The 25,795-nt window shown below is 33.8% G+C and carries 25 protein-coding genes; 6 read left to right on the top strand and 19 right to left on the bottom strand.

What is annotated here, in order from left to right:
- Positions 1-41: 41 nt before the first annotated feature.
- From ftsA to mraZ, 12 genes are all read right to left on the bottom strand, one after another.
- Positions 42-1,421, bottom strand: a complete 1,380-nt coding sequence (gene ftsA / locus AC4FRF_RS00465; RefSeq protein WP_491157477.1) for a cell division protein FtsA — start codon at positions 1,419-1,421, stop codon at positions 42-44.
- 6 nt (positions 1,422-1,427) lie between these two features.
- Positions 1,428-2,153, bottom strand: coding sequence for a cell division protein FtsQ/DivIB (locus tag AC4FRF_RS00470; protein WP_491157478.1), 726 nt, complete (start codon positions 2,151-2,153; stop codon positions 1,428-1,430).
- Complete coding sequence (gene murC / locus AC4FRF_RS00475) at positions 2,137-3,489, bottom strand: UDP-N-acetylmuramate--L-alanine ligase (protein ID WP_491157479.1); 1,353 nt, start codon at positions 3,487-3,489, stop codon at positions 2,137-2,139. Before murC ends, AC4FRF_RS00470 begins: the two co-directional genes overlap by 17 nt.
- A gap of 241 nt (positions 3,490-3,730) precedes the next feature.
- Complete coding sequence (gene murG / locus AC4FRF_RS00480) at positions 3,731-4,819, bottom strand: undecaprenyldiphospho-muramoylpentapeptide beta-N-acetylglucosaminyltransferase (protein WP_491157480.1); 1,089 nt, start codon at positions 4,817-4,819, stop codon at positions 3,731-3,733.
- A gap of 11 nt (positions 4,820-4,830) precedes the next feature.
- Complete coding sequence (locus tag AC4FRF_RS00485) at positions 4,831-6,120, bottom strand: FtsW/RodA/SpoVE family cell cycle protein (RefSeq protein WP_491157481.1); 1,290 nt, start codon at positions 6,118-6,120, stop codon at positions 4,831-4,833.
- Positions 6,121-6,209: 89 nt separating this feature from the next.
- Entirely contained in the window at positions 6,210-7,541 is a 1,332-nt protein-coding gene (gene murD / locus AC4FRF_RS00490; protein WP_491157482.1) for a UDP-N-acetylmuramoyl-L-alanine--D-glutamate ligase, read from the bottom strand.
- A gap of 1 nt (position 7,542) precedes the next feature.
- Positions 7,543-8,772, bottom strand: coding sequence for a phospho-N-acetylmuramoyl-pentapeptide-transferase (gene mraY / locus AC4FRF_RS00495; RefSeq protein WP_491157483.1), 1,230 nt, complete (start codon positions 8,770-8,772; stop codon positions 7,543-7,545).
- A 7-nt stretch (positions 8,773-8,779) separates the two neighbouring features.
- Positions 8,780-10,240: a UDP-N-acetylmuramoyl-L-alanyl-D-glutamate--2,6-diaminopimelate ligase gene (locus tag AC4FRF_RS00500; protein ID WP_491158283.1), complete on the bottom strand. Its 1,461-nt coding sequence runs from the start codon at positions 10,238-10,240 to the stop codon at positions 8,780-8,782.
- Positions 10,240-12,243, bottom strand: a complete 2,004-nt coding sequence (locus AC4FRF_RS00505) for a penicillin-binding protein (RefSeq protein ID WP_491157484.1) — start codon at positions 12,241-12,243, stop codon at positions 10,240-10,242. Before AC4FRF_RS00505 ends, AC4FRF_RS00500 begins: the two co-directional genes overlap by 1 nt.
- The gene (locus AC4FRF_RS00510) at positions 12,234-12,575 is read right to left on the bottom strand and encodes an FtsL-like putative cell division protein (protein WP_491157485.1); all 342 of its coding nucleotides are present in this window, start codon (positions 12,573-12,575) and stop codon (positions 12,234-12,236) included. Before AC4FRF_RS00510 ends, AC4FRF_RS00505 begins: the two co-directional genes overlap by 10 nt.
- Positions 12,576-12,587: 12 nt before the next feature.
- Entirely contained in the window at positions 12,588-13,496 is a 909-nt protein-coding gene (gene rsmH, locus AC4FRF_RS00515) for a 16S rRNA (cytosine(1402)-N(4))-methyltransferase RsmH (protein WP_491157486.1), read from the bottom strand.
- Entirely contained in the window at positions 13,471-13,941 is a 471-nt protein-coding gene (gene mraZ, locus AC4FRF_RS00520) for a division/cell wall cluster transcriptional repressor MraZ (RefSeq protein ID WP_491157487.1), read from the bottom strand. The genes rsmH and mraZ overlap by 26 nt, the downstream gene beginning before the upstream one ends.
- Before the next feature lie 380 nt (positions 13,942-14,321).
- On the opposite strand from mraZ, the gene AC4FRF_RS00525 reads away from it, so the two are divergent.
- A complete protein-coding gene (locus AC4FRF_RS00525; RefSeq protein ID WP_491157488.1) occupies positions 14,322-15,086 on the top strand; it encodes an alpha/beta fold hydrolase in 765 nt (254 codons plus the stop codon).
- Positions 15,087-15,105: 19 nt separating this feature from the next.
- Positions 15,106-15,726 carry a ribosome biogenesis GTP-binding protein YihA/YsxC gene (gene yihA, locus AC4FRF_RS00530; protein ID WP_491157489.1) on the top strand — a complete coding sequence of 207 codons (621 nt, stop codon included), beginning with the start codon at positions 15,106-15,108 and terminating at the stop codon, positions 15,724-15,726.
- Between the two features lie 98 nt (positions 15,727-15,824).
- On the opposite strand, the gene gldC is transcribed toward yihA, so the two are convergent.
- Both gldC and gldB read right to left on the bottom strand, forming a co-directional pair.
- Positions 15,825-16,160, bottom strand: a complete 336-nt coding sequence (gene gldC, locus AC4FRF_RS00535) for a gliding motility protein GldC (RefSeq protein WP_491157490.1) — start codon at positions 16,158-16,160, stop codon at positions 15,825-15,827.
- Positions 16,160-17,119, bottom strand: a complete 960-nt coding sequence (gene gldB, locus AC4FRF_RS00540) for a gliding motility lipoprotein GldB (protein WP_491157491.1) — start codon at positions 17,117-17,119, stop codon at positions 16,160-16,162. Before gldB ends, gldC begins: the two co-directional genes overlap by 1 nt.
- Positions 17,120-17,219: 100 nt before the next feature.
- Between gldB and nadE the strand changes: the two genes are divergently transcribed.
- Both nadE and AC4FRF_RS00550 read left to right on the top strand, forming a co-directional pair.
- Positions 17,220-18,020: an NAD(+) synthase gene (gene nadE / locus AC4FRF_RS00545; protein ID WP_491157492.1), complete on the top strand. Its 801-nt coding sequence runs from the start codon at positions 17,220-17,222 to the stop codon at positions 18,018-18,020.
- A 97-nt stretch (positions 18,021-18,117) separates the two neighbouring features.
- Positions 18,118-18,747 (top strand): LuxR C-terminal-related transcriptional regulator, encoded by a 630-nt coding sequence (locus AC4FRF_RS00550; RefSeq protein ID WP_491157493.1) that lies wholly within the window; start codon positions 18,118-18,120, stop codon positions 18,745-18,747.
- On the opposite strand, the gene dnaG is transcribed toward AC4FRF_RS00550, so the two are convergent.
- Positions 18,748-20,802: a DNA primase gene (gene dnaG / locus AC4FRF_RS00555; RefSeq protein WP_491157494.1), complete on the bottom strand. Its 2,055-nt coding sequence runs from the start codon at positions 20,800-20,802 to the stop codon at positions 18,748-18,750.
- Between the two features lie 76 nt (positions 20,803-20,878).
- Complete coding sequence (locus AC4FRF_RS00560; protein WP_491157495.1) at positions 20,879-21,856, bottom strand: polyprenyl synthetase family protein; 978 nt, start codon at positions 21,854-21,856, stop codon at positions 20,879-20,881.
- 179 nt (positions 21,857-22,035) lie between these two features.
- On the opposite strand from AC4FRF_RS00560, the gene AC4FRF_RS00565 reads away from it, so the two are divergent.
- Positions 22,036-22,884: a hypothetical protein gene (locus AC4FRF_RS00565; protein ID WP_491157496.1), complete on the top strand. Its 849-nt coding sequence runs from the start codon at positions 22,036-22,038 to the stop codon at positions 22,882-22,884.
- 74 nt (positions 22,885-22,958) lie between these two features.
- On the opposite strand, the gene rlmN is transcribed toward AC4FRF_RS00565, so the two are convergent.
- Positions 22,959-24,002 carry a dual-specificity RNA methyltransferase RlmN gene (gene rlmN / locus AC4FRF_RS00570; RefSeq protein WP_491157497.1) on the bottom strand — a complete coding sequence of 348 codons (1,044 nt, stop codon included), beginning with the start codon at positions 24,000-24,002 and terminating at the stop codon, positions 22,959-22,961.
- Between the two features lie 108 nt (positions 24,003-24,110).
- On the opposite strand from rlmN, the gene AC4FRF_RS00575 reads away from it, so the two are divergent.
- Positions 24,111-24,752: an O-methyltransferase gene (locus tag AC4FRF_RS00575; RefSeq protein ID WP_491157498.1), complete on the top strand. Its 642-nt coding sequence runs from the start codon at positions 24,111-24,113 to the stop codon at positions 24,750-24,752.
- 75 nt (positions 24,753-24,827) lie between these two features.
- On the opposite strand, the gene AC4FRF_RS00580 is transcribed toward AC4FRF_RS00575, so the two are convergent.
- Both AC4FRF_RS00580 and AC4FRF_RS00585 read right to left on the bottom strand, forming a co-directional pair.
- A complete protein-coding gene (locus tag AC4FRF_RS00580) occupies positions 24,828-25,391 on the bottom strand; it encodes a phosphatase PAP2 family protein (protein WP_491158284.1) in 564 nt (187 codons plus the stop codon).
- Positions 25,391-25,717, bottom strand: coding sequence for a Sec-independent protein translocase subunit TatA/TatB (locus tag AC4FRF_RS00585; protein WP_491157499.1), 327 nt, complete (start codon positions 25,715-25,717; stop codon positions 25,391-25,393). Before AC4FRF_RS00585 ends, AC4FRF_RS00580 begins: the two co-directional genes overlap by 1 nt.
- Positions 25,718-25,795 lie beyond the last annotated feature (78 nt).

Consider the following 25,795-nt stretch of genomic DNA (forward strand, 5'->3'; position numbering starts at 1 on the left):
TTTGATATTAATATATTTGTCTTTATTCTCCTTCTTACTTACTACTCGGCATTATCTAAAAAATCTTTAATCTTATCAACATATCGATCAAAAAAAGAACGCTTAATTTTTTCTCCTGTTGATTCTTCATTTTTAGAATAACTTTGCGTTTCCACTTCTTCTACTTCTTGCTGAATACGTTCTACTGGTTCAGCCACCGGCTCACGATAAAACACCGTTCTTTGAGAAACCACTTCTTCTTTTCTAATAGCACTTTGTGTATTATTACAAATGCTATTCATTACTAATCCAACTGCAGTTGCATATAATGGGCTTGAGAATTCTTCATCTGAATTTCCTGCCAAATGCTCATTAGGATATCCAATTCTGGTATCCATTCCAGTGATATATTCCACCAACTGTTTGATGTGTTTTAATTGTGCTCCACCACCAGTAAGTACAATTCCGGCAATTAATTTTTTTCTTGGATCTTCGTGACCATAAGCTTTTACTTCTGTAAAAACTTGCTCGATTATTTCAACTACTCTAGCGTGAATAATTTTAGATAAATTTTTCAACGAAATTTCCTTTGGTTCTCTACCTCTTAATCCAGGAATAGATACAATTTCGTTGTCTTTATTTTCACCTGGCCAAGCCGAACCAAATTTCACTTTTAATAATTCAGCTTGTTTTTCTATAATAGAACAACCTTCTTTGATATCATCTGTAATAACATTTCCTCCAAAAGGAATTACTGCAGTATGACGAATAATCCCATCTTTAAAAATAGCCAAATCCGTTGTTCCTCCTCCAATATCAATTAAGGCAACTCCAGCTTCTTTTTCTTCTTGGCTTAAAACTGCATCAGAAGAAGCTAAAGGTTCTAATGTTAATCCTGATAATTCAATACCTGAACTCTGGATACAACGTCCTACGTTGCGTATAGACGAAGCCTGACCTACAACAACATGGAAACTAGACTCTAGTCGTCCACCGTACATACCGATAGGTTCTTTAATTTCTGATTGTCCGTCAATTTTAAATTCCTGTGGCAGTACGTGAATAATTTCTTCACCTGGCAACATCGCCAATTTATTCACCTGATCAATCAATAATTGAATATCATCACCACCAATTACTTCTTCGGGATTATTTCTACTGATATAATCGGTATGTTGAATACTACGAATATGCTGACCCGCTATCCCTACAACAACATCCTTAATTTTATAACCTGAATTTGTTTCTGCTTCATTTATTGCTTGCTGAATAGATTGAATGGTTTGTGTAATATTATTCACCACTCCTCTAGCCACACCTAGACTTTTGGATTTTCCAACACCCAAAATTTCCAACTTACCATACTCATTTTTTTTGCCAATCATGGCAACGATTTTGGTTGTCCCTATATCTAGACCTACTGCAATATTCTCTTTTTCCATTTTCTATTATTTAGTGCAAACTACTTGTTTTGTAAACCTGAGGTCAATCTTCTTATATTTATACAATGTACTATCTAAAACAGCTTTTTGAAAAAAAGCTTTATAGTTCTTAAATTTTGCTTCAAAATTCGTCATACTACCAAAATCTATCTGGTAATTGTAATTTCTATTGAACATTTTTAGGCTAGCATTGGGCAAAACTTGGATGGCAATGATGTTTTTTTTTAAAAAATCATCTTCGTGAATAACACGAAACAATTCCGCCAATTTTGCTTCATTCTTACTATTTACATTCCCTGAAACCAGTGGAACCCTTGCTGTAAAATTATCCGATAGCGGCATTTTACCCCCCTTATAATCAATATAAAAAGATTCTAAATCATTAACCACTCTAGCTACAGGAGTCTTTTGCTTTACAACCGCTTTTAGCACGCCATCAATACTTACAAACACATCCGATTCGTCAATCATCGCATTTGAATCCAGCTTACTTTCTAGCTTATTCAAATCTAATTTATCTTTTTCAATGCCTAAGCGGTTATTCATATTTTCTATTAACAATTTATTAACCGTTTCAGATTTAATAAAAAGATTGTTTTCTCCTACAAAAACAACATCAATTTTAGCCACTTTTCTTCTTTCATTTCGCTTAGAGGTAAACGAAAAAAGAAAACAGACCAAACCCAACATAAGAAATAATCTGATATTTGTCCAATTAAATATTTTTCTCATTTAAAGCTTTTTTAATCGCTAATACCATTTCCCCAATATCACCAGCCCCAATAGTAACCATAACAGGAGCATCGCTTTTCAACATAGTGGTTATTAAATCTTCTTTGGAGACAATCTTTTTGTTTGGATTATCTATTTTAGACAATAACCATTCTGACGTAACACCTTCCATTGGCAACTCTCTTGCCGGATAAATATTCATCAAAAGCACTTCGTCAAATTGTGAAAGACTTTTAGCAAAATCATCTGCAAAATCTTTAGTTCTACTAAAAAGGTGCGGCTGAAAAACAGCCAAAACTTTCTTATTCGGATACAATTCTCTTACCGCCTGATGCACAGCATTTATCTCTGTAGGATGATGCGCATAATCATCAATATAGACTAAATTTTCAGTTCTAATTTGATAAGAAAAACGCCTTCTAATTCCTTTAAATGAAGCTAAGGCTCTTGCGATGGCATCGGTTGGGGTGCCGAAATTTACTGCCATGGCAAGAGCCATTAAAGCATTCATCAAATTGTGTCTTCCTGGTAGTCCAAAACGAAAATCCTTTAAAATCCCGTTTGGTGTTTTTACATCAAAAACATAACTACCATCTTCGATTCTTATATTAAAAGCATTATAAGTAGCCTCTTCATTCACTCCCACTGTTACTCCGGAAAGCGGTAATTCGGTTGTAACAAATAATTTATTTTTATCACTTACCTTATCTGCAAATTCAGCAAAAGAGGCTTTAATTGCTTCATCAGTCCCATAAATATCCAAATGATCAGCATCCATAGAGGTCACACAAGCAATATCTGGATGCAAATGCAAAAAGGAACGATCAAACTCATCTGCTTCAACAACGGTTACGGTTTTTCCGCTTCCTATTAAATTTGAATTATAATTCTCTACAATACCACCAATAAATGCAGTAACATCAGCACCACTTTCATGTAAAATATGCCCCAAAATACTTGATGTAGTTGTCTTTCCGTGTGTTCCAGCTACAGCAAAACAAAAAGTATCTTTAGTAATAATTCCTAAAACTTCGGCTCTTTTTTTAACTTGATAATCACGCTCCAAAAAATAATTCCACTGTGAATGTGTTTTTGGTACCGCTGGTGTTATAATAACCAAAGTATTTTCAACAAAATAATCTTTAGGAATTAAATGAATTTCATCTTCAAAATGAATATTAATTCCGCTTTCAATTAACTCATTAGTCAAAATTGTTGGCGTTTTATCATAACCAGAAACTTCCTTTCCAATGTACTTAAAATAGCGCGCCAAAGCACTCATACCAATACCTCCGATACCGATAAAAAAGACATTTTGTATTTGGTTTAAATTCATTTTATTTTTATTTATGCCACTAAGGCGCTAAGACACTAATTAGTTCGAAATACAGTTCGAAATTTTTTCAATTACTATTGAGGCAAAATACAATCCCAAAATAATCAACGCTAAAAATCCAATATTTTTAATTGATTTATTAAATCCTTTTTTATCATTCTTATAGTCAAAATAATACGCTATTCCAATAGCTAAAATCACAAGAACAAATAATAACAATAACACAAAACCCATAAATCAATTATTTTATTAATCTCACAATTTCGTCAGCAATTTGTGTTGTTGCTTCTGGTAAAGCGAGCTCTTTCATGTTTTCGCTAAGCTGATTTTGTTTTTCTTTATCTTTTAACAAGGCTTCAAAAACCAAACTAAATTCGGAATCCAACTGTGATTCTTTCAACAATAGCGCTCCTTTTTTATCAACGATAGCTTTTGCATTTTTAGTCTGATGATCTTCGGCTACATTGGGCGAAGGAATAAAAATGACCGGTTTCCCCACAATACATAATTCCGATACCGAAGAGGCACCTGCTCGCGAAATAATAATATCGGCAGCAGCATAAACAAAATCCATTTTTTCAATAAAAGCTACAACCTGAACATTTTCTGAATTGTATTTTTTATACTCTTCAAAGTACAATTTCCCACATTGCCAGATTATTTGAACGCCTTGCGAAACAATATTTTTTAGTTCTTTCTCTATCAACTGATTGATTCTTCTAGCGCCTAAACTACCTCCAAGAACCAACAATGTTTTCTTTTTGGCATCCAATTTAAAATATTCAATTGCTTCTGCTCGCTTACTTTCTATCGCAATCAAATCTTGACGAACAGGGTTTCCAGTCAAAATCATTTTTCCTTTTGGAAAAAATTGTTCTAAGTTTTCATAAGCCACACAAATTGCATTGGCCTTTTTACTCAACAATTTATTTGTAATTCCTGGAAAGGAATTTTGTTCTTGAATTACTGTTGGAATTCCCAGCATATTTGCCATTTGTAACAAAGGACCACTAGCAAAACCTCCGGTTCCTATAACCACATCTGGTTTAAATTGCTTAATTATTTTTCGGGATTTCCATAAACTGCTCATTAATTTCAACGGAAACATCGCGTTTTGTAATGTCAATTTTCTTTGCAAACCAGCAATCCACAAACCTTTGATAGCATATCCAGCTTGAGGTACTTTTTGCATTTCCATTTTATCTTCGGCTCCTACAAAAAGAAACTCAGCATCAGGAAATCTTGATTTTAATTCATTAGCAATTGCAATTGCAGGATAAATATGTCCTCCAGTTCCACCGCCACTTAATATGAATTTATATTGTTTCATTGCTATCCAATTTATTTATTCAAAACTGCATTCATAGGATTACTCACTTTATCCTCGATTGAAAAAGATTCATTTTTTTCTTCTTCAGAAGCTAATTCAGCATCAATCAATCGTTGCAAAGCTTCTTCTCTTTTGGCAGCTGCTTTTTGTTCCTGTTCGATTTCTTCTTCTTTTTTGGTTACCCCAATAATAATTCCCAAAGAAATACAAGTCATCCAAATGGAAGTTCCTCCACTACTTATAAGTGGCAAAGTTTGTCCCGTAACCGGCAATAATTCCACCGCCACTGCCATATTAATCATTGCCTGAAAAATCATTGGAAACCCCAGACCTATTACAACTAATTTCCCAAAAAGTGTATTGGCTTTATGAGAAGCAACTACAAAACGAAAAAGCAGTAACATATACAAACCTAATACACCTAAACCGCCAATTAATCCATATTCTTCTACAATAATGGCATAAATAAAATCAGAAGAAGATTGTGGCAAAAAGTTTTTTTGAACACTTTTTCCTGGCCCTAATCCGTATATTTTTCCAGATGCAATGGCAATTTTTGCTTTTTCTATTTGATAATCATCTTCGTCTGGTTTATTGGTACTGAAGTTTTCAATACGACTCTCCCAAGTTCTTACCCTACTAAACAACTTAGCATCAGGAAAAACTTTAGAAACCAAGACGAAAAAAGTCATAAATACAATACCTGAACCTATTATAATTCCTATATATTTTACTGGATATCTCCCTATAAAAACCAGCATGATTATCATTGAAAAAATCAACGCTGTAGTAGAAAAGTTAGCAGGAAGTATCAACATTAATGTTATAGAAACAGGCAACCAAAGTTCCTTTAACGATTCGACAAAGTCAATATGTTCCTCTCTGGTTTTGGACAAATACCTCGCCACAAAAACAAATAAAACCAAAGCCGCAAAAGCCGAAGGCTGAAACGACATTCCTACTAATGGAATTTGCAACCATCTGCTAGCATTAGCACCACCTATCACAGTTCCTTTAATCATGGTAATAGCCAGTATTACCCAAACCACTGGTAACAACAATTTAGAAATAGAGCGGAAATAATGGTATGGTACATTGTGTACAGCAAAAATGATGGCAAATCCGCAACAAACATGTATGAAATGTTTCACTAAATAACCTAAAGTATTTCCCGTCCCATGTCCCAAATATGCCAAATTACTACTCGCACTAAAAACAGGCATAAAGGAAAACAAGGCCAATAAGGCCACAAATGACCAAATCCCTTTATCCCCTTTTAATCTGCTAATTAGTTTTTTCATTTTTTTTTTTAAGTTATGGGTTATCCGTTATGGGTTATGAGTTATGAATAACTTATATATACTTTTAACTCCTGACTCCTAACTTTTTTTTACAAGTTATGTACGGCATCTTTAAATTGACGTCCTCTGTCTTCGTAGTTTTCAAATAAATCAAAACTAGCACAAGCTGGCGACAATAACACAGTATCTCCTTTTTCACTTAAACGTTGCGACATAATAACCGCTTCACGCATGCTTTGCACTTCAATCATCATATCCACTACATTTCCAAAAGCATCAATAATTTTCCTATTATCAACACCTAAACAAATAATAGCTTTTACTTTCTCACGAACTAAAGCCATTAATTCATTATAATCATTTCCTTTATCAACACCACCCACAATCCAAACTGTTGGTGTATTCATGCTATCTAATGCAAAAAATGTGGCATTAACATTAGTTGCTTTAGAATCATTAATGTATTGTACATTTTGGATTTTTAATACTTTCTCAAGACGGTGTTCTACACCCTGAAAATTTGATAAACTCTCACGAATTGTTGCTTTTCTAATTTGCATTAGTTTCGCTACAGAAGTTGCTGCCATTGCATTCTTTAAATTATGTTTTCCTTCCAAGGCAATTGATTCTGTTTCCATTGTAAATTCCTCTTGATTGATTATTGCTTCCATTGTATTATTTTTTATAAAGGCTCCTTCTTCAAATACTTTTGTCAATGAAAAAGGAATTAATTTTGCTCTTGTTTTGTTCTTTTGTAACCATTCAGAAATCGCTTCATCATCTGCATCATAAATGAGATAATCCTCTTCAGTTTGATTCATCGTGATTCTAAATTTTGAATCTATATAATTCTCATATTTATAATCGTATCGATCTAAATGATCTGGACTAATATTCGTTATTATGGCTATATGCGGTTTATAATTTATGATTCCGTCTAACTGAAAACTACTCAATTCCAACACATAACTATCATACTTATCTTCGGCAACTTGTTCTGCAAAACTCTTTCCAATGTTTCCTGCTAGTCCCACATTCAATCCCGCCGATTTTAGCAAATGATAAGTCAACATTGTTGTAGTTGTCTTCCCGTTACTTCCGGTAATCCCAATAGTGACTGCTTTAGTAAAAGGAGCCGCAAATTCAATTTCAGAAATCACTGGAATTCCTTTCTCAACCAGCTTCTTAACAATGGGCGCTTTTTCTGGAATACCGGGACTTTTCATCACCACATCGGCATTTAAGATTAGGGATTCTGTATGTTTTTCATCTTCCCAATCGATACCATTTTGTATCAGAACTTTTTTGTAATTATCTTTTATTTTTCCATAATCAGACACAAAAACATTGTATCCTTTTTGTTTTCCTAATATGGCTGTTCCCACACCACTTTCGCCTCCACCTAACACTACTAATCTCATATTATCTTAGTTTTAAGGTAACTATTGAAAGTATAGCCAACATGATGGCTACAATCCAAAATCGGGTTACAATCTTACTTTCGTGATAACCTTTCTTTTGGTAATGATGATGCAATGGCGACATTAGAAAAATTCTTCGGCCTTCGCCAAAACGTTTCTTGGTATATTTAAAATAACTCACTTGCAAAACCACTGATAAATTTTCTACCAAGAAGATACCGCACAATAACGGAATCAACAATTCTTTTCTAACAGCAATTGCCAAAACTGCTATAACACCACCAATAGTTAAACTTCCGGTATCCCCCATAAAAACAGAGGCTGGATAAGAGTTGTACCATAAAAACCCAATGAGTGCACCAACAAATGCTGCGATAAAAACAGTCATTTCTCCCGAATTTGGGATATACATAATGTTGAGATAATTTGAAAAAATAATATTCCCTGAAACGAATGTAAAAATAGCGAGTGCCAAGACCGAAATTGCCGATGTTCCCGCAGCAAGCCCGTCGATTCCATCCGTTAAATTAGCACCATTTGAAACTGCAGTAATGATAAAAATAACAACTGGAATAAAAATAATCCAAGCCCATTTTTGATAACCATCACCCGTCCAAGCCAACAATTCAGCATAATCAAATTCATTATTTTTGAAAAAAGGAATTGTAGTCGCTGTTGATTTTTCTTCAACAGGAGCAGGTAACACCACTGTTTCTGAAGTTTGTTTAAAAACATCTGTTTTTCCAGTATCGGTACGAACAGTTACATGAGGATTAAAGTACAATACGCTTCCTACAATTAAACCTAAGCCTACCTGACCAAAAACTTTAAAAATACCTTTTAACCCTTGTTTGTCTTTTTTAAATATTTTGATATAATCATCAACAAAACCAATAGTTCCCATCCATAAGGTGGTCACAATTAGTAAAACGATATAGATATTATGCAGTTTGGCAAACAAAAAAACCGGAATTAAGGTTGCAAAAATGATAATCAAACCTCCCATAGTTGGAGTACCTGCTTTTTCATTTTGCCCCTGCAAACCAAGCTCTCGAATAGTTTCACCAACTTGCTGTCTTTGCAAAAACTTAATTACTCTTTTCCCGTAAATTGTAGACAACAACAATGAAAGAATAAAAGCTAATGATGATCTAAAAGTAATGTATTGAAATACTCCCGTTCCAGAAATATTCAATACTTTGTTGAAGTAATCAAATAAATAATATAGCATAATTTCACTATTTATTAAGTTGTTCTAAAATCTCTTTTACAATTTTCATATCGTCAAAATCAGTGCGTACACCCTTGATTTCTTGATACGTTTCATGTCCCTTCCCTGCAATTAAAATAATATCATTAGGCTGAGCCAATTGACAGGCAATTTTAATAGCTTGCTTTCTGTCGGTAACAGCAAAAACTTTTTTATGATTTTGAGGAGGCACCCCTTTTTCCATTTCACTGATAATAGCATCAGGATCTTCATCTCTGGGATTATCCGATGTCAAAATGGTTTTATTACTCAATTCAGAAGCAATTTCAGCCATAATTGGTCGCTTTGCTTTATCTCTATTTCCTCCACAACCTACAATTGTGATTAATTGTTCGTTCTTAGTACGTACTTCGTTGATAGTTTTCAGTACATTTTCTAAAGCATCTGGAGTATGTGCATAATCTACTATTGCAGTGATATTCGAATCAGAAACTATGTACTGAAATCTTCCGGAAACACTTTCTAATTCAGACAATAAACGAAGTGCTTCTAATGAATCCATACCTAATTCGATTGCTGTACCATAAATAGCTAACAAATTATAAGCATTAAAAACACCTATTAATTTTACCCAAACTTCATTTCCCTCAATTTTCAATAACAAACCTGATAATAAATTTTCTAAAATTTGAGCTTTATAATCAGCATAGGATTTTAGTGCATAAGTTCTTTTTATAGCCGCTGTATTTTGCAGCATTACTGCTCCATTTTTATCATCAAGATTTGAAATTGCAAAAGCTGATTTAGGCAAATGATCAAAAAATGATTTTTTCACATCTCTGTATTCAGCAAAAGTGGGGTGATAATCCAAATGGTCGTGAGACAAATTAGTAAATACACCACCTGTAAAATGCAATGCTTCAGTTCGTTTTTGATGAATTCCATGAGAACTCACTTCCATAAAACAATATTCTACATCAGCATGAATCATTTCATTTAAAAAATGATTGATAGTTATGGAATCTGGTGTGGTGTGAGTGGCTTTATACTCTACATCATTAACCAAAATTTTCACTGTAGAAAGCAAACCTACTTTGAAACCTGCTTTTTTAAACATTTGGTACAATAACGAAGCAATAGTCGTTTTTCCGTTAGTACCAGTTATCCCCACTAATTTTAATTTTTCGGAAGGATTTCCAAAGTAATTCGCCGCCATAAAAGCAAGCGCAGTATTCGTATCATTTACCTGAACATAAGTCACTTCAGATACAAATTGCTCTGGAAAAGCATCACATATAATGGCTTTAGCTCCCAAATCGATGGCTTTTTGAATATAATCATGTCCATCTGAAATAGTACCACGAATAGCAACAAACACATCATTAACTTCGATTTTTCTCGAATCGAAATCTAATTTACTGATAGCAATATCAGTAGAACCATGAACGGCTTCAATTGCTACTCTATATAATATGTCTTTTAATTTTATCACAGTAATTCTAAGGTTATAGTTGTGTTTTTTGTAAAATTCTGTCCTGCCTGTAAGGATTGATTTTTAACTTTCCCTATCCCTTTGGCTCTTACATGTAATCCTAGATTTTCTAATAACGCAATAGCATCCATTCCCGGCATCCCTTTTACATTAGGAACTACTTCTTGCGATTTCTGAAGCTTAGCATAATATTCATTATAATTTTTCTCTTGCTTAGGAATCTTTCCGTCTAACTTTTTAATTTCGTTTGTTGATGGAACTTCTGTAAAAATCTTTTGTGCAATTCTTTTAAAAACAGGACCTGCTACATCGGCGCCATAATAATTATTCTTGGATGTATTGGGTTTATGCACCACTACTATACAAGAATACTTAGGTTTATCTGCTGGAAAATAACCAACAAAAGAAGAAGCATAATACAAGCCAGAACCGTCGTGCTTTCCGTAATTTACCTGAGCTGTTCCTGTTTTCCCTGCCATCGAAAAATCTTTAGAATATAATTTAGAACCTGTCCCTTTTTTAACTACATTTTTCAAAACCGCTTTTAATTTTAAAAGTGTTTCTTCTGAACAAACTCTAGGATTAATAACTTCAGGTTCCATTTTTTTGATGGTCTTGTTCCATTCTTTAATTTCTGAAACAAATTGTGGTTTTACCATTACACCATTATTAGCAACAGCATTATAAAAAGCTAAAGTTTGCATTGGCGTAACCGAAACTGAGTATCCAAAAGCCATCCAAGGAAGCGAAATTCCTGACCAGCTTTTATCTCCTGGATGCGGAATAATTGGCCTTCCTTCTCCTTTAAGATGCAATCCTAAAGTTTTATCCAAACCAAAATTTTTGATATGATTTAAAAATTTTGACGGATTATTTTTGTAATTCTCATACACTGCCTGAACCATTACTGTATTTGATGAAAGCTCAAATCCGCGAGCTAATGAAATCTTACCATAACCACCCGTATGCGAATCACGAACTGATCTTCCGTAATACTTAACTACACCACCATGCGTATCATAAACTGTACTCGTATCAGCTACCTTGTCTTCTAAAATAGCCATCAAATCGACTAATTTAAAGGTAGAACCTGGTTCGTGAGATTCTGCTACCGCATAATTAGTGGTTTCATAATAAGTTCCGTCATTTGCTCTTCCTAAATTAGCAATTGCCTTAATTTGACCGGTATGCGTTTCCATTACCACAACACAACCATGATCGGCTTCGTAATCCTCTAATTGTTTCAATAAGGCATGATGCGCAATATCTTGTATATAAACATCAATTGTCGAAATCACATCGTAGCCATCTTGAGGATCTACTTCATTCAAATCACGAATAGGTTTCCACTGACCTTTAGCAATTTTCTGTTTTAGAATTTTACCGTCCTTTCCGTTTAAATAATCTTTATAAGCCCATTCAATTCCTTTACCATTTGATTGCCCTTTTTTCAATTCTCTTTCGTAACCAATTGTTCTTTCAGCAATTTTACCAATCGGGTGTTCCCTAACGGTTTTTTGTTCAACAATAATTCCACCTTTATAGGCTCCTAAGCGAAACAAAGGAAAACCCTTTATTTTCATATAATCGGTGTAGCTTAAATCTCTTGCAATTAAAAAATAACGATTATTATTGGCTCTTGCTTTTCTTAATTCATTTTGATAAAAACTTGCTGGTTTGTCTAAAACTGTAGCTAATGAATCGGCTAATGAATTAACATATTTCTCAAAATTTTCTTTCTTTGGTGCCAAAGCATCAAAACGAATACTGTATTTTGGAATTGAAGTTGCCAGTAAACTTCCGTCGGCTGAATAGATATTCCCTTTGTTAGCAGGAATAACAAAATTACGAACCGTTCTTTCCTTAGCTAATTCGCGATAATAATCTCCTTCCACCCATTGGATGTTGGTCAATTTTACAGCAATAGCTATTGCCATCAAAAAGATAGCGCAAGCCACTAGATAAATTCGGTACGATATGTATTTATCATCTACTGCCATAATTTCTTAAGGAAACTTTTATCTTCTTCTTTTTTTACTTTAATCTTTACTGGAGGTACTGTTGATGGAAAAATTTCTTTTGCTATCATTTTTTCAGAAACTGTCGATTCCATACGCAACTTCATTAGTTCTGAACGTCTGTCTACAAACTCTGAACGCAATTCTTTAACTTCTGAAGTTAATTCAGCTATTTTAAATACCTTTTGCTCATAACGCTGTGTATTAGCAATCATAATTATAGCCAAGACAATCAAAAAAACAATGAAACGCCAATTTTTCATCGCGTCATCATCGATCAAAAATCTTGCTTTTAATAGATTATAAATACTCATCTTGTTTCTTAATTATATCTTTTCGGCTATTCTTAATTTTGCACTTCTAGCCCTATTATTGAGCTTGATTTCTTCGTTGCCTGGAACAATCAATTTTCCTATTATTTTAAAAGGAACTGAAAAGTTTCCAAAAAAATCTCGTTCTGGTTCACCTTCAAACATGCCGTTTTTCATGAATCTTTTTACCAGACGATCTTCAAGAGAATGATAGGAAATCACACTTAATCTTCCTCCTGGTTTTAAAACTTCTAAGGATTGCTCTAAGAATTCTTTTAAAACATCCATTTCTTGATTGACTTCAATACGAATAGCCTGATAAATTTGCGCTAACACTTTATTACGAACTTTTTCAGGTAAATACTTAGCTAAGGCCTCTTTCAACTCATCTGTAGTTTTAATAGGCCTATGCATTCTAGCCTCAATAATAGTTCTGGATAAAGCCGGTGCGCTTTTCAATTCGCCGTAATCATAAAACACACGTCTTAAATTAGCATCATCGTATTCATTAACTACTTTATAAGCATTTAAGTCATTCTTCTGACTCATTCTCATATCTAATCCAGCATCAAATCGAGTAGAAAAACCTCTTTCAGCCACATCAAATTGATGTGAAGAAACTCCTAAATCACCTAAAATCCCATCAACATTTCTTGCTCCGTAAAAACGCAAAAACCGTTTGATATGTCTAAAATTCTCATTTATCAATACAAATCTTTCATCAGGAAGTGCATTAGCTAAAGCATCTTCATCCTGGTCAAAAGCATACAACTTTCCATTAGGTCCTAATCGTCTCAAAATCTCCTTAGAATGACCACCTCCACCAAAAGTTACATCCACATATATTCCATCAGGCTTAATATCTAAACCATCTACTGTTTCTTTAAGCAAAACCGGATTATGATATTCCATTGTTGTCGTCATTTATATTACCCATTACCTCTTCAGCCAAATCCGCAAAATCAACACCATCATCTATTGACTGTTCATACAAATTCTTATCCCAAATTTCAACAATATTCACCGCAGAAGAAAAAACCACATCTTTAGCAATACTGGCAAAATTGACCAAATCCTTAGGAACCAATAAACGCCCTAAAGCATCTATTTCAACCACCTTAACCCCAGCAGTAAACTTGCGGATAAAGTCGTTGTTCTTTTTTACAAATCGATTTAATTTGTTGATTTTTTGCATCATCACATTCCACTCTTCCATTGGATACAACTCCAAACACGGTTGAAACAACGAACGCTTCAAGACAAAACCGTCTTGAAGAGAAGCAGCCAATTGCTTTTTCAAAGGAGCAGGCAACAAAACCCTTCCTTTAGCATCAACTTTACATTCGTATGTACCAACAATTGTATTCAAAAGAATCGCTTTAAATGATATAGAGCAAAAATATAAAAAATTTTACCACCTTTTACCACTTTCTACCACTTTGTTGATAAGTTTACCCACATTCAAAGCAAAACCCTTAATTTTTAGACTACCAGAACATTAGCCTCTTTAAGTTTTCTTACATGCGACCCATTTTAAATCGGTTTTAGCTGTTACAAAAGCTGTATTTTTATTTTTTAAAATCGATTAAAATATCACAAAAAAACACTAGAGACTCAATAACATAACCAAGAGTATCTTTTCCAAACACAAGGAAAATCTTGAATATTATCCTCAAAAAATGTTTTCAAAAACTCTTTTTAACTGATTATATCCTATATTTGTCGAAATTGAAATTCGCATTCAAAAGCATGGACAAAAACTATAAAAAAGAAGGCAGATACAGTTATTACGAAGCTGGAGAAGGAACCCCAATTGTCATTTTACATGGATTAATGGGAGGCCTAAGTAACTTTGACGGCGTAGCTAATTACTTCTCCGATAAAGGATATAAAATTGTTATACCAGACTTACCTATTTACACTCAAAGCTTATTAAAAACCAATGTAAAAGCCTTTGCTAAATATGTAAAAGACTTTATTACTTTTAAAGGTTTTGACAGAGTAATTCTTTTAGGAAATTCGCTTGGCGGACATATAGCTTTGTACCATACTAAAATGTACCCTGAAAAAGTAGCCGGACTTGTAATAACAGGAAGTTCAGGACTTTACGAAAGCGCCATGGGAGATAGTTACCCAAAAAGAGGCGACTATGAATACATCAAGAAAAAAGCCGAAGATGTATTTTACGATCCAAAAATTGCTACACCTGAATTGATTGATGAAGTATATGCAACTGTAAACGATCGTATTAAATTAATAAAAACTTTAACCATTGCTAAGAGCGCTATTCGTCACAACATGGCTAAAGATTTACCAAAAATGCATGTGCAAACTTGTATTATTTGGGGAAAAAATGACAAGGTTACCCCACCAGAAGTAGCAACAGAATTCAACAAATTATTACCCAATTCAACCTTATATTGGATTGACAAATGTGGTCATGCAGCCATGATGGAGCACCCCAATGAATTCAATAATTTATTAGAAGAATGGCTTAAAAAAACCAATTTATAAGCTTCTTGAATCAAAAGATATGAAAATTAACACCGCCGAATTCGTAATTAGCAACTCAGATGTAAGCAAATGTCCAAAAGACTTCTTGCCAGAATACGCTTTTATAGGCAGGTCAAATGTGGGGAAATCATCATTAATAAATATGTTGACCAACCATAAAAAACTAGCAAAAACATCAGGAAGACCTGGAAAAACACAACTAATTAATCACTTTCTAATCAATAACAATTGGTTTTTAGTTGATTTACCTGGTTATGGTTACGCAAAGGTTTCAAAGAAAACCAAATCGGTTTTCCAACAGTTCATTACTGATTATTTTGAAAAAAGAGAGCAACTTGCCTGCGCTTTTGTATTGATTGACATTCGTCATGAAGCACAAGCCATCGATATTGAATTTATGAGTTATATGGGCGAAAGCGAAATTCCTTTTTGCATTATCTTCACCAAAGCCGATAAAATTAGTAAGGTAAAAATTGACTCACACGTTGCAGCATACAAAAAACAGATGTTTGCTAACAACTGGGCAGAAATGCCTCCTTATTTTGTAACCTCATCAACAGAAGGAACAGGAAAAGAAGAAGTTTTAAGCTACATTGACGAAGTAAATCAAGAAATATTTAAAAACAATAGCGGATTTTAATGTATAAATCCTAAGTCTTAAAAACAGCATAAAAAAACCCAAATTCCAATATAAAACTGGAATTTGAGATTTTTTTATAGACTAAATTAGATATTCCTTTACTGAGTCAACTCTAATTTTTCCGCAAAATACTCACAGAAATCTTTCATAGTTGCTGACATTTTCTCATCGCCAGTAGCACGGTGAAAAGTATCCGACATAGCCACTAAAGTTTGATGAAAGAAAATCTTCATTTCATCTACTGGCATATCCTTTGTCCACAAGTCAATTCGCATGCTTTCTTTAGCCTTGCTATCCCAAACAGACAACATAATTGCCTTAGACTCTTCTAACTCAATTCCGCCATCTTTTGCCGTCCAATATAATTTTTCTGGGATACGGTTTTCATCTAATTCTACTAGAAAATTAATTTCTGATTTATGTTTATCTGACATTACTTCTTAGGTTTATAATTTGATTTTTCAAAGATTTCTTTTGCACTAATGCGCATTAATTGCGGCAAAGATACTTCATTATTTTTCATATACGAACGAACAATTTGCCAACCTATCCAAGCTCCTACTTTCCCTGGCGACTCATTATCAATTTCTAAATAAAATTTAGAAAAAGGAGCCGGATTTACAAATCGAGGCAACAACTTAGGATCATCATCATACAACAATTGACCTTCGATAAAATAGCGCCACATATAACTTTCGTTTTCTTGACACCACTGCAACTGCTCAGCAGTATAACCTATCTTATCTGCATCTTGATATTCAGGCAAAAGCATATCTTTAAGATACAATTCTTTTCCTGCATAAATCATTGCTGCTAAAAAATTTTTCTCTAGCGTAGGCATGACTTGTTTTTTAGCAAAACTCTCCACCACATCTGGCATGAGTTGTTGTGGTTCAAAATTCTGTTTGATATACTTGGGAAATTGATAAAACTTATGCTCTTTGCCCAAATACATTTCTAAAGAAACAATCAGCAAACTATCAGCATAGATAGCTTTATTTTTATAATCCATTTCCGAGATAACGGTATACACTTTTTTAGGTATTTGAACCTTTGGAAAATAATACTTTATATGCTTAAAAACATCCTCTATCTGCAATTTATAAGTATTAAAATCTGAAAACTTTTTTTGGACTTCAGTATACAATTCTCTCCAAAGCGGATTTTGCATTTTTTCCAACCAAACTCTATCATCATTTCCTACTGGGAAGAAAAAAGGATAGGCTTTCTTTATTTTAGGCAAATCCTGAGGTGCTGTTTCGAAAAAAATTTTATCAAACCTTATCACTTGTAAATCCATCGGAATAGCCTCTACTGCTTTTTCTGTCTTATTTTTAGTATTGCACGATAAAAAAAAGAACAACAGAACTAAGAAAATTACATACGTTTTCATTTTATTTTAATTAAATTTGCAGCATTATATCAGGATAACCAGTATGTTATCAAAAATATTGCGCAAAGATACGCTCCTGACAGCTAAAATTTAAACTATTATGACTAAAAAAAGCACTATAAAAGTTGAAGATGTAAACACTCAGATTGTCAATTGGTTAAAATCCTATGCCGAAGCCGCTAAAGTAAATGGTTTCGTAGTAGGGATTTCAGGAGGTGTTGATTCTGCAGTAACCTCAACTTTATGCGCTCAAACAGGTCTTAAAGTTTTATGTGTTGAAATGCCAATTCACCAACACCAAAGCCACGTAAGTCGAGGAAAAGAACATATTGAACAACTTAAAAAACGTTTTGATAATGTAAGTAGCGTACAAAGTGATTTGACTTCAGTTTTTGAAACTTTCAAAAAAGAAGTCCCTACAGACTTTGAAGAAAGCAAACTAAATCTAACATTAGCCAATACTCGCGCACGTTTAAGAATGACCACTTTATATTATTACGCTGGAGTTCACGGTCTTTTAGTTGCTGGAACAGGTAACAAAGTAGAAGATTTTGGCGTTGGTTTCTATACCAAGTACGGTGATGGTGGAGTTGACCTAAGCCCGATTGCTGATTTAATGAAATCGGATGTTTTTGCATTAGCTTCATATTTACAAGTCCCTAACTCAATTCTTGTTGCACAACCTTCAGATGGTTTATTTGGGGACGAAAAAACAGACGAGCAACAACTGGGAGCTAGCTATGATGAATTAGAATGGGCTATGCTAGAAGCCGAAAACAACAATCCGTCAGACCATTACACAGAAAGAGAAAAAAAGGTGTTCGAAATCTACAAAAGATTGAACACAATCAACCAACACAAGATGAATCCGATACCTGTTTGTGCAATTAATCGGATTTAATACGATTTTATCCATAAAAAATAGCAGGAGACCTTTTTTTTTCCTAATTTTATATATACAATTCACACAAAAATAACAACCCTAAAAAAAAAAAATCATGATTAAAGTTTGTCTAGCCGATAATTTTCCGGTAGTGCATTTTGGAGTAAAATCGTACTTCAAGGACCATTCAGACATATCAATTGCTGCCAATGTTGGTAGTTTTTTGATGATTCGAGATATTCTCTCAACAAAAGAAATTGATGTTCTAATCTTAGACTTAGAACTTGAAGGTCTTTCGAGTATATTTGAAGTGAAATCGCTTTTAAAAGACTTCCCTAAAACTAAAATTATTATTTTCAGCGGACTGTCTGAACAAATTTATGCTCCAAATGCTATTAAGGCAGGAGTATCTGGATACGTTCACAAAAAAGAAAAATTAGAGACTTTAGGTCAATCAATAGTCAAAGTTCATCAAGGTAAAATTATCATGAACGAAACCGTTAAGAAAAACCTAGCTTTAATTGCAAAACAAAGTAAAAGCGAACGTTTATACCGTAAACTTTCAAACCGTGAGGTAGAAGTTTTACGTTATTTAAGCGGTGGTAAGAAAAACCATGAGATTGCTGAAATCTTAGGTCTTAACGAAAAAACAATTAGTACTTACAAACTACGTTTATTAACAAAATTGAATGTTACTAACTTAGTTGACTTGGTAAACAAAGCTAAAAGTTTAGAAATCGTTTAATTAAAAACGAGACATGACTCTACCCAGCTTTTTTGAAAAAGCACGAGTGAGTTCATTATAATCTTTTATCATCATTAAAGACTCCATATTATCTGCATCAGGTGATATGGAGTTTTTTAATTCGTCTATAATTCGCCCCACTAAATACCATCTAAGGGTTAAAATAGTCTCCGAAACGTTTTGACTAATTGTATCTAATTTTGATTTTGGAAAAATGTTTTGACCTTCCCAGTTATGCATCACTAAACGCTCGTCTTCCATCAAAATATCTGTAACTTCTTGGGCATATTCTGCTGGCAAATGCATTAAGTACTGATCTAGACTAAAGCGATCATTTTGAAGATAATGATTAATCAAATCCGTAAATATTCCACGAAACAAAGGGTTAGCTAATTCAACCTCATCTTCTTGTAAACTCAGATAAATACGTTGAAACACCTTATACTTTTTCATTACGGAAACATTCACGATTTCACCTTCGTCGTTAGCTTTCATCAAAACATCCTCAAACTCCTCCTCTTTATTTCCGTATAAAAGTAAAATCTCTATTATTTTTCGTTCCAGGCGGTATAAGACATCTACTTTTTCTGTAGCCTCGCTTGGATATCCCGGTTCTCCAGGATAATCTTCTGGTGGCCCAAACCTTGGATCTTCTGGATCCCCTCCTGAAAACCCTGTATTTGTTGGGTTTTGATTCCTATGAACTTGAAATGGTTTTTGTTCCTGCTTTTGCTTTTTAGCAACTTCAGCCACATCTTTTTGAATCAATTGCGCTAAAGTACTCACCAACACCTGCTCCGAAATATCCATAATTCGGGAACATTCTTGAATATACACTTCGCGCTGAATACGGTCTGGGATTTTAGAAATACTTTGCACCATATCCCTAATCAAGTCGGCTTTCTTGATAGGATCATTCTTAGCTTCATTCATTAAAAGAGAAGCTTTGAATTGTATAAAATCCTTAGCATTATTCTCTAAATAAGCTACTAAATCATCATGCGGTGTTTTTTTTGCAAAACTGTCTGGATCCTCTCCATCAGGAAAAGCACAAACTTTTACATTCATTCCCTCTTCCAGAATCAAATCAATTCCTCGAACAGAAGCACGAAGTCCTGCAGCATCCCCGTCAAAAAGAACCGTAATATTTTTTGTCAATCGGTTTATCAGTCGGATTTGATCTGGCGTCAAAGCCGTTCCTGAAGAAGCTACCACATTTTCAATTCCTGCTTGATTGAACTGAATCACATCCGTATAACCTTCCACCAGAAAGCAATTATTTAGTTTTGCAATAGATTGTTTAGCTTGGAAAATCCCGTATAAAACTTTACTCTTATGGTAAATTTCACTCTCAGGTGAATTCAGGTATTTTGCCGCTTTTTTATCATTAGTCAAAATTCGGCCTCCAAATCCTAAAATACGTCCCGACATACTTTGAATAGGAAACATCACTCTCCCTTTGAAACGATCAAAAGGACGATCTTCCCTAGGAATTGTCAAACCTGTGCTCTCTAGAAATTCGAACTGATATCCTTTTCCTAAAGCTTCTTTAGTTAACGCATCCCAGGTTTCAGGCGAATATCCTAAACTAAATTTCTTAATCGTTTCAGTAGTAAATCCTCTTTCTTTAAAGTACGTAAGACCAATCGCTTTCCCCTCTTCTGTATTTAAAAGTGTTTTATGGAAATAATCTTTAGCAAATTCAGAAACCAAATACATACTTTCGCGCGCATCCATATTGGCTTTTTCGGCATCAGTTTGCTCGGTTTCTTCAATTTCGATGTTGTATTTTTTAGCCAAATATCGAATGGCCTCTGGATAGGTAAAATGCGAGTGTTCCATTAGGAAAGCCACAGCATTTCCTCCTTTTCCCGAACTAAAATCTTTCCAAATTCCTTTAGCAGGCGACACCATAAAAGAAGGAGAGCGCTCATCAGAAAACGGACTCAAGCCTTTAAAGTTACTACCAGCGCGTTTTAAATTAACAAAATCGCCAATAACTTCCTCTACACGAGCAGTTTCGAAAACAGTATCTATGGTGGCTTTTGAAATCAATTTATAGTAAAATTAAAAAATGTAAAAAATCAAGGAATTTGTGATTGTAAAATTACACAATCAGAATCAAAAGAATCTATTTTTTTCTTTCAATAACGTAATTAACCATAATAATTAGAGCCGCTTTAAAATCAGAATCAGGGTAATTCTCTAGCAACTGAAGCGCTTCTTGTTGAAATTCGATCATTTTATTTTCGGCATAATCCAAACCATTATTGTTTTTGACAAAAGCAATCACTTCTTTGACGCGTTTTTTGTCTTTGTTGTGATTTTTAATCGAATTAATCAACCAACTTTTCTCTTTTGAAGTACAATGATTCAAAACATGAATTAAAGGCAAAGTCATTTTTTGCTCTTTAATATCGATTCCTGTTGGTTTCCCAATGGCATCTTCAGTATAATCAAACAAATCATCTTTTATTTGGAAAGCCATTCCAATTAATTCTCCAAACTTCCTCATATTCTCTACCTGAACTGCATCTTCCGAAACCGATTTGGCTCCTAAAGCACAACAAGCAGCAATTAAAGTTGCTGTTTTCTTTCGGATGATTTCGTAATAAACCCCTTCAGTAATATCTAATCTTCTGGCTTTTTCAATCTGGAGGAGTTCGCCTTCACTCATTTCGCGTACCGCAACAGAAATAATTTGAAGCAAATCAAAATCGCCATTATCTATAGAAAGTAACAATCCTTTTGACAATAAATAATCACCAACTAAAACGGCAATTTTATTTTTCCAAAGCGCATTAATGGAGAAAAATCCACGTCGACGGTTACTGTCATCCACCACATCATCATGAACCAAAGTTGCAGTATGAATCAACTCAATTACCGAAGCACCGCGATAGGTTCTTTCATTAACCGTTCCTTCCGAAACCATTTTGGCCACTAAAAAAACAAACATCGGACGCATTTGTTTTCCTTTACGGTTCACTATATAATAGGTAATTCTGTTTAACAACGCCACTTGTGAAGACATCGATTCATAGAACTTTTTTTCAAAAAGTTCCATTTCTTTAAATATGGGTTGTTTTATTTGAGAGGTGACATTCATTTAGCTTCCAAAGATACTATTTTTATAAAAAAGACTTCCTATTTTTTTAACACTAATCTATATTTTATTCACCAATTGTATACTATAAAGCAAAAAAAATCGTTTAAAAATATACAAAATTGCCCCATAATTCTATAGAATATTTTATTAATTTCAAACAACCAACAAACCCTAACGTTATGAAAACAAAAAAAATAGCATTAGCATTATTTGCATTAGCGCTTTTTAGCTGTAGTTCAAATGAAACTGTTGCTGACAGCACTGCTGTTTCAGCCGATGATGTGGCATTAACTGCCAAAATTGACAATTCTTTAGAAGATATTGACGCCATAGTTGAAGATCAATTTAGTGCTCAACAAAGCATTACTGGAAAAATGGAAGGATTTAGGAAAAGTATTTTGCCTAACTGCGCTACTATTACCACTGTTTTAACTACTAATGTATGGACCAGAACTATTGATTTTGGAGTGGATGGATGCACACTTCCCAATGGAAACACCATCAAAGGAAAAATCATTATTAGCTTCACCAATGATTTTAGCAGTGCTACCCACGCTATCTCTTATACTTTTGAAGGATTCTACCACAACGGTAAGTTAATAGAAGGAAACAAAAACATCTCTTACACTAAAGCTAGTACCGATTTACAAAGTGAAATTCACCCGGTATTATCACACTCTATTGATATGACTGTGACTTTTGACGATGGAAAAATGTATAAAATGGCAGGAACTAAAACCCGAGAAATGACAGAAGGATACAACACGCCTTTAGAATGGGAAGACAATGTTTTCCTTGTTACCGGAAACAGCAGTATTACTAAAAAAGATGGCACTGTAATCACTTGTGAAATAACAAGCCCGTTGCGTTATCAAATGAGTTGCAGATCTCCTTTCCCTGTTTCTGGCTCTAAAACCATTACTAAAAACGATTCTACAGCCACTTTAGATTTTGGAAACGGTGATTGCGATAAGTTAGCATTATTAACAATTGACGACGTTACAACCGAAATAACTTTAGGAAAATAAAAACGTCTAAAAACAAAAAAGCCTCCGAATATTGATTTGAACTCAATATTCGGAGGCTTTTTTTATATATAAAACTATCCTTCTTTGTTTGCCAATTGCCCACAGGCAGCATCAATGTCTTTTCCTCTACTTCTTCTTACCTTAACCACAACTCCAATAGATTCAAGCCCTTTAATGTAAGCATCAATTGCTTCTTCAGATGCCTGCTGAAACTCTCCATCATCAATTGGATTGTATTCAATCAAATTGACCTTACAAGGCACATATTTGCAAAATTTAACCAAAGCATCCACTGAAGCTTTATTGTCATTGATACCCTTCCATACTACATACTCATAAGAAACCTTACTTTTTGTTTTTCTATACCAATATTCCAATGCTTCACGCAAATCAGCCAAAGGAAAATTTTTACTAAAAGGCATAATTCGGGCTCTAATTTCATCAATTGCAGAGTGTAAAGAAACTGCTAACTTGAATTTTACCTCATCATCAGCCATTTTCTTAATCATCTTTGGAATCCCTGAAGTAGAAACAATAATCCGTTTTGGCGACATCCCTAATCCTTCTTCCGAAGTAATCATATCAATGGCTTTTATCACATTGTTGTAATTCATAAGCGGTTCGCCCATTCCCATAAAAACAATGTTAGACAAAGGGTGATTGTAATACAAACGACTTTCTCGATCTATAGCCAACACCTGATCGTAAATCTCACCAGGTTCTAAATTTCGCATTCTTTTTAATCGTGCTGTGGCACAAAAATTACAATCCAAACTACAACCTACTTGGCTGGAAACACAAGCAGTAGTACGTGTTTCAGTAGGTATCAAAACCGATTCGACCACTAAACCATCATGCAAACGAACAGCATTCTTAACCGTACCATCTTCTGAACGCTGCATGGTATCCACCTTAATATGATTGATTACAAAGTTTTCTTCCAGCATGGAACGTGTTCCTTTAGAGATATTAGTCATATCCTCAAAACTATGTGCTCCTTTACTCCACAACCATTCGTAAACTTGATTTCCTCTAAATGCTTTATCACGATTGTTAACAAAAAAATCGCGTAATTCTTCTTTAGATAAGGCTCGTATGTCTTTTTTCTCGATTTGCATGCTGCAAATTTAATGACTATTTGTTGATTTATTGCATCAATTTATAGAAATGCTAGTCTGTTATTTTGATAATTTGGTAACTTTGTTCGAAATCGAAAAAAATAAAAAATGCATTTTATTTCCCCTGAATTAGAAGATTATATTGAACAACATTCAGAAAAAGAACCTGAATTATTAGCGGCATTAAACAAAGAAACCTACCAAAAAATTCTTTTGCCTAGAATGCTAAGTGGTCATTTTCAAGGTCGTGTTTTGAGTATGCTTGCCAAATTAATCCGTCCGGTGAACATTCTTGAAATTGGAACTTATACCGGTTATTCTGCTTTGTGTTTGTGCGAAGGAATGCAAGAAAACGGTCAACTTCATACCATAGACATTAAAGAAGAATTAATCGATTTCCAAAGAAAACATTTTGATAAATCTCCTTGGGGAAAACAAATTGTGCAACATTTAGGAGAAGCTATTGACATTATCCCAACACTTGATTTAAAATTTGACTTGGTTTTTATTGATGCTGATAAAGAAAATTACTTGAATTATTTTGAGTTAATTGTACCTAAAATGAACAAGGGAGGAATTATTCTATCGGATAACGTACTTTGGAGCGGTAAAGTTTTAGAACCATTAAACCCGAAAGATATTAGTACAAAAGTCTTACTCGAATACAATCAGTTCTTAAAAGAGGATCCTAGAGTAGAAACGGTATTACTCCCTATTCGTGATGGATTAACCGTAAGCAGAGTACTTTAAGAAACTTAGCTTAAATTAAAAAACTCACATTCAAAATTATGAATGTGCGTTTTTTATGGTTACTCTCTAAAAAAATTAAAGTGGAAAATATTTTATTTGCGTGAACTGATACAACCTAAAAACAAATAATCCCGTCATTATCCCAAAAAGATAACCGCATAAAATATCCAATGGATAATGCAATCCTAGATAAATACGGCTATAAGCAAAAATTAACGGCCATAAAAACAAAAGAAAGGCATATTTAAAATATGGTTTAATCAAGAGGTAAATAAACACCGCCGAAGCCATACTATTAGCAGCATGTCCTGAGAAAAAACTAAATGAAGAACGTGACTGAACAATTCTTATAATCGAATGAATATCTGGATTATTACATGGACGTAACCTTTGAACACTATGCTTAAACAAGTTGGTACATTGGTCTGTAAACAGAATTAAAATAGCAATAAACAGGATTACATACATCGTTTGTTTTTTACCTATTTTCTTATAAATAATATAAAGTAAAAGCAAAAAAAACGGAATCCAGTTAAGCTGTTTAGTTATAAAAAGCCAAAGTCCATCATAAGATTCAGAACCCAGACCGTTTAAATAAACAAAAAGTTGTGTATCTAAAGAAAGAAGTTTTTCTAACATCATCGACTACGTTTTACCGGACCGGCGATATCTTCAATATCTTCCTTAATTTTATTGGCCTGAACTACACTATCTCCTAATAGGTCATCTTTAACTTTATTAATATGAGTATTAATCCCTCCTGTCATTTCCGATAAAGATTTTGCATCTAAACCATTTTCTTCTGCACCTTTTTGAATTTCGTTCTTAATATCATTGGTCGCATTTTTAAGTTGTGCCATTGCTTTACCCATAGTACGCGCTACTTCTGGTATTTTATCCGAACCAAAAAGCAGTAATACTACAAACATTATAAAGACTAATTCTCCTCCTCCTATACCAAACATATTCTGTGATTTTTTTGGCAAATATACCAAAATTAAAAAGTTCTACTTTTAATTTTATCATAAAATAACAAGCTGTTA

This window comes from Flavobacterium sp. ST-158 (assembly GCF_058309975.1).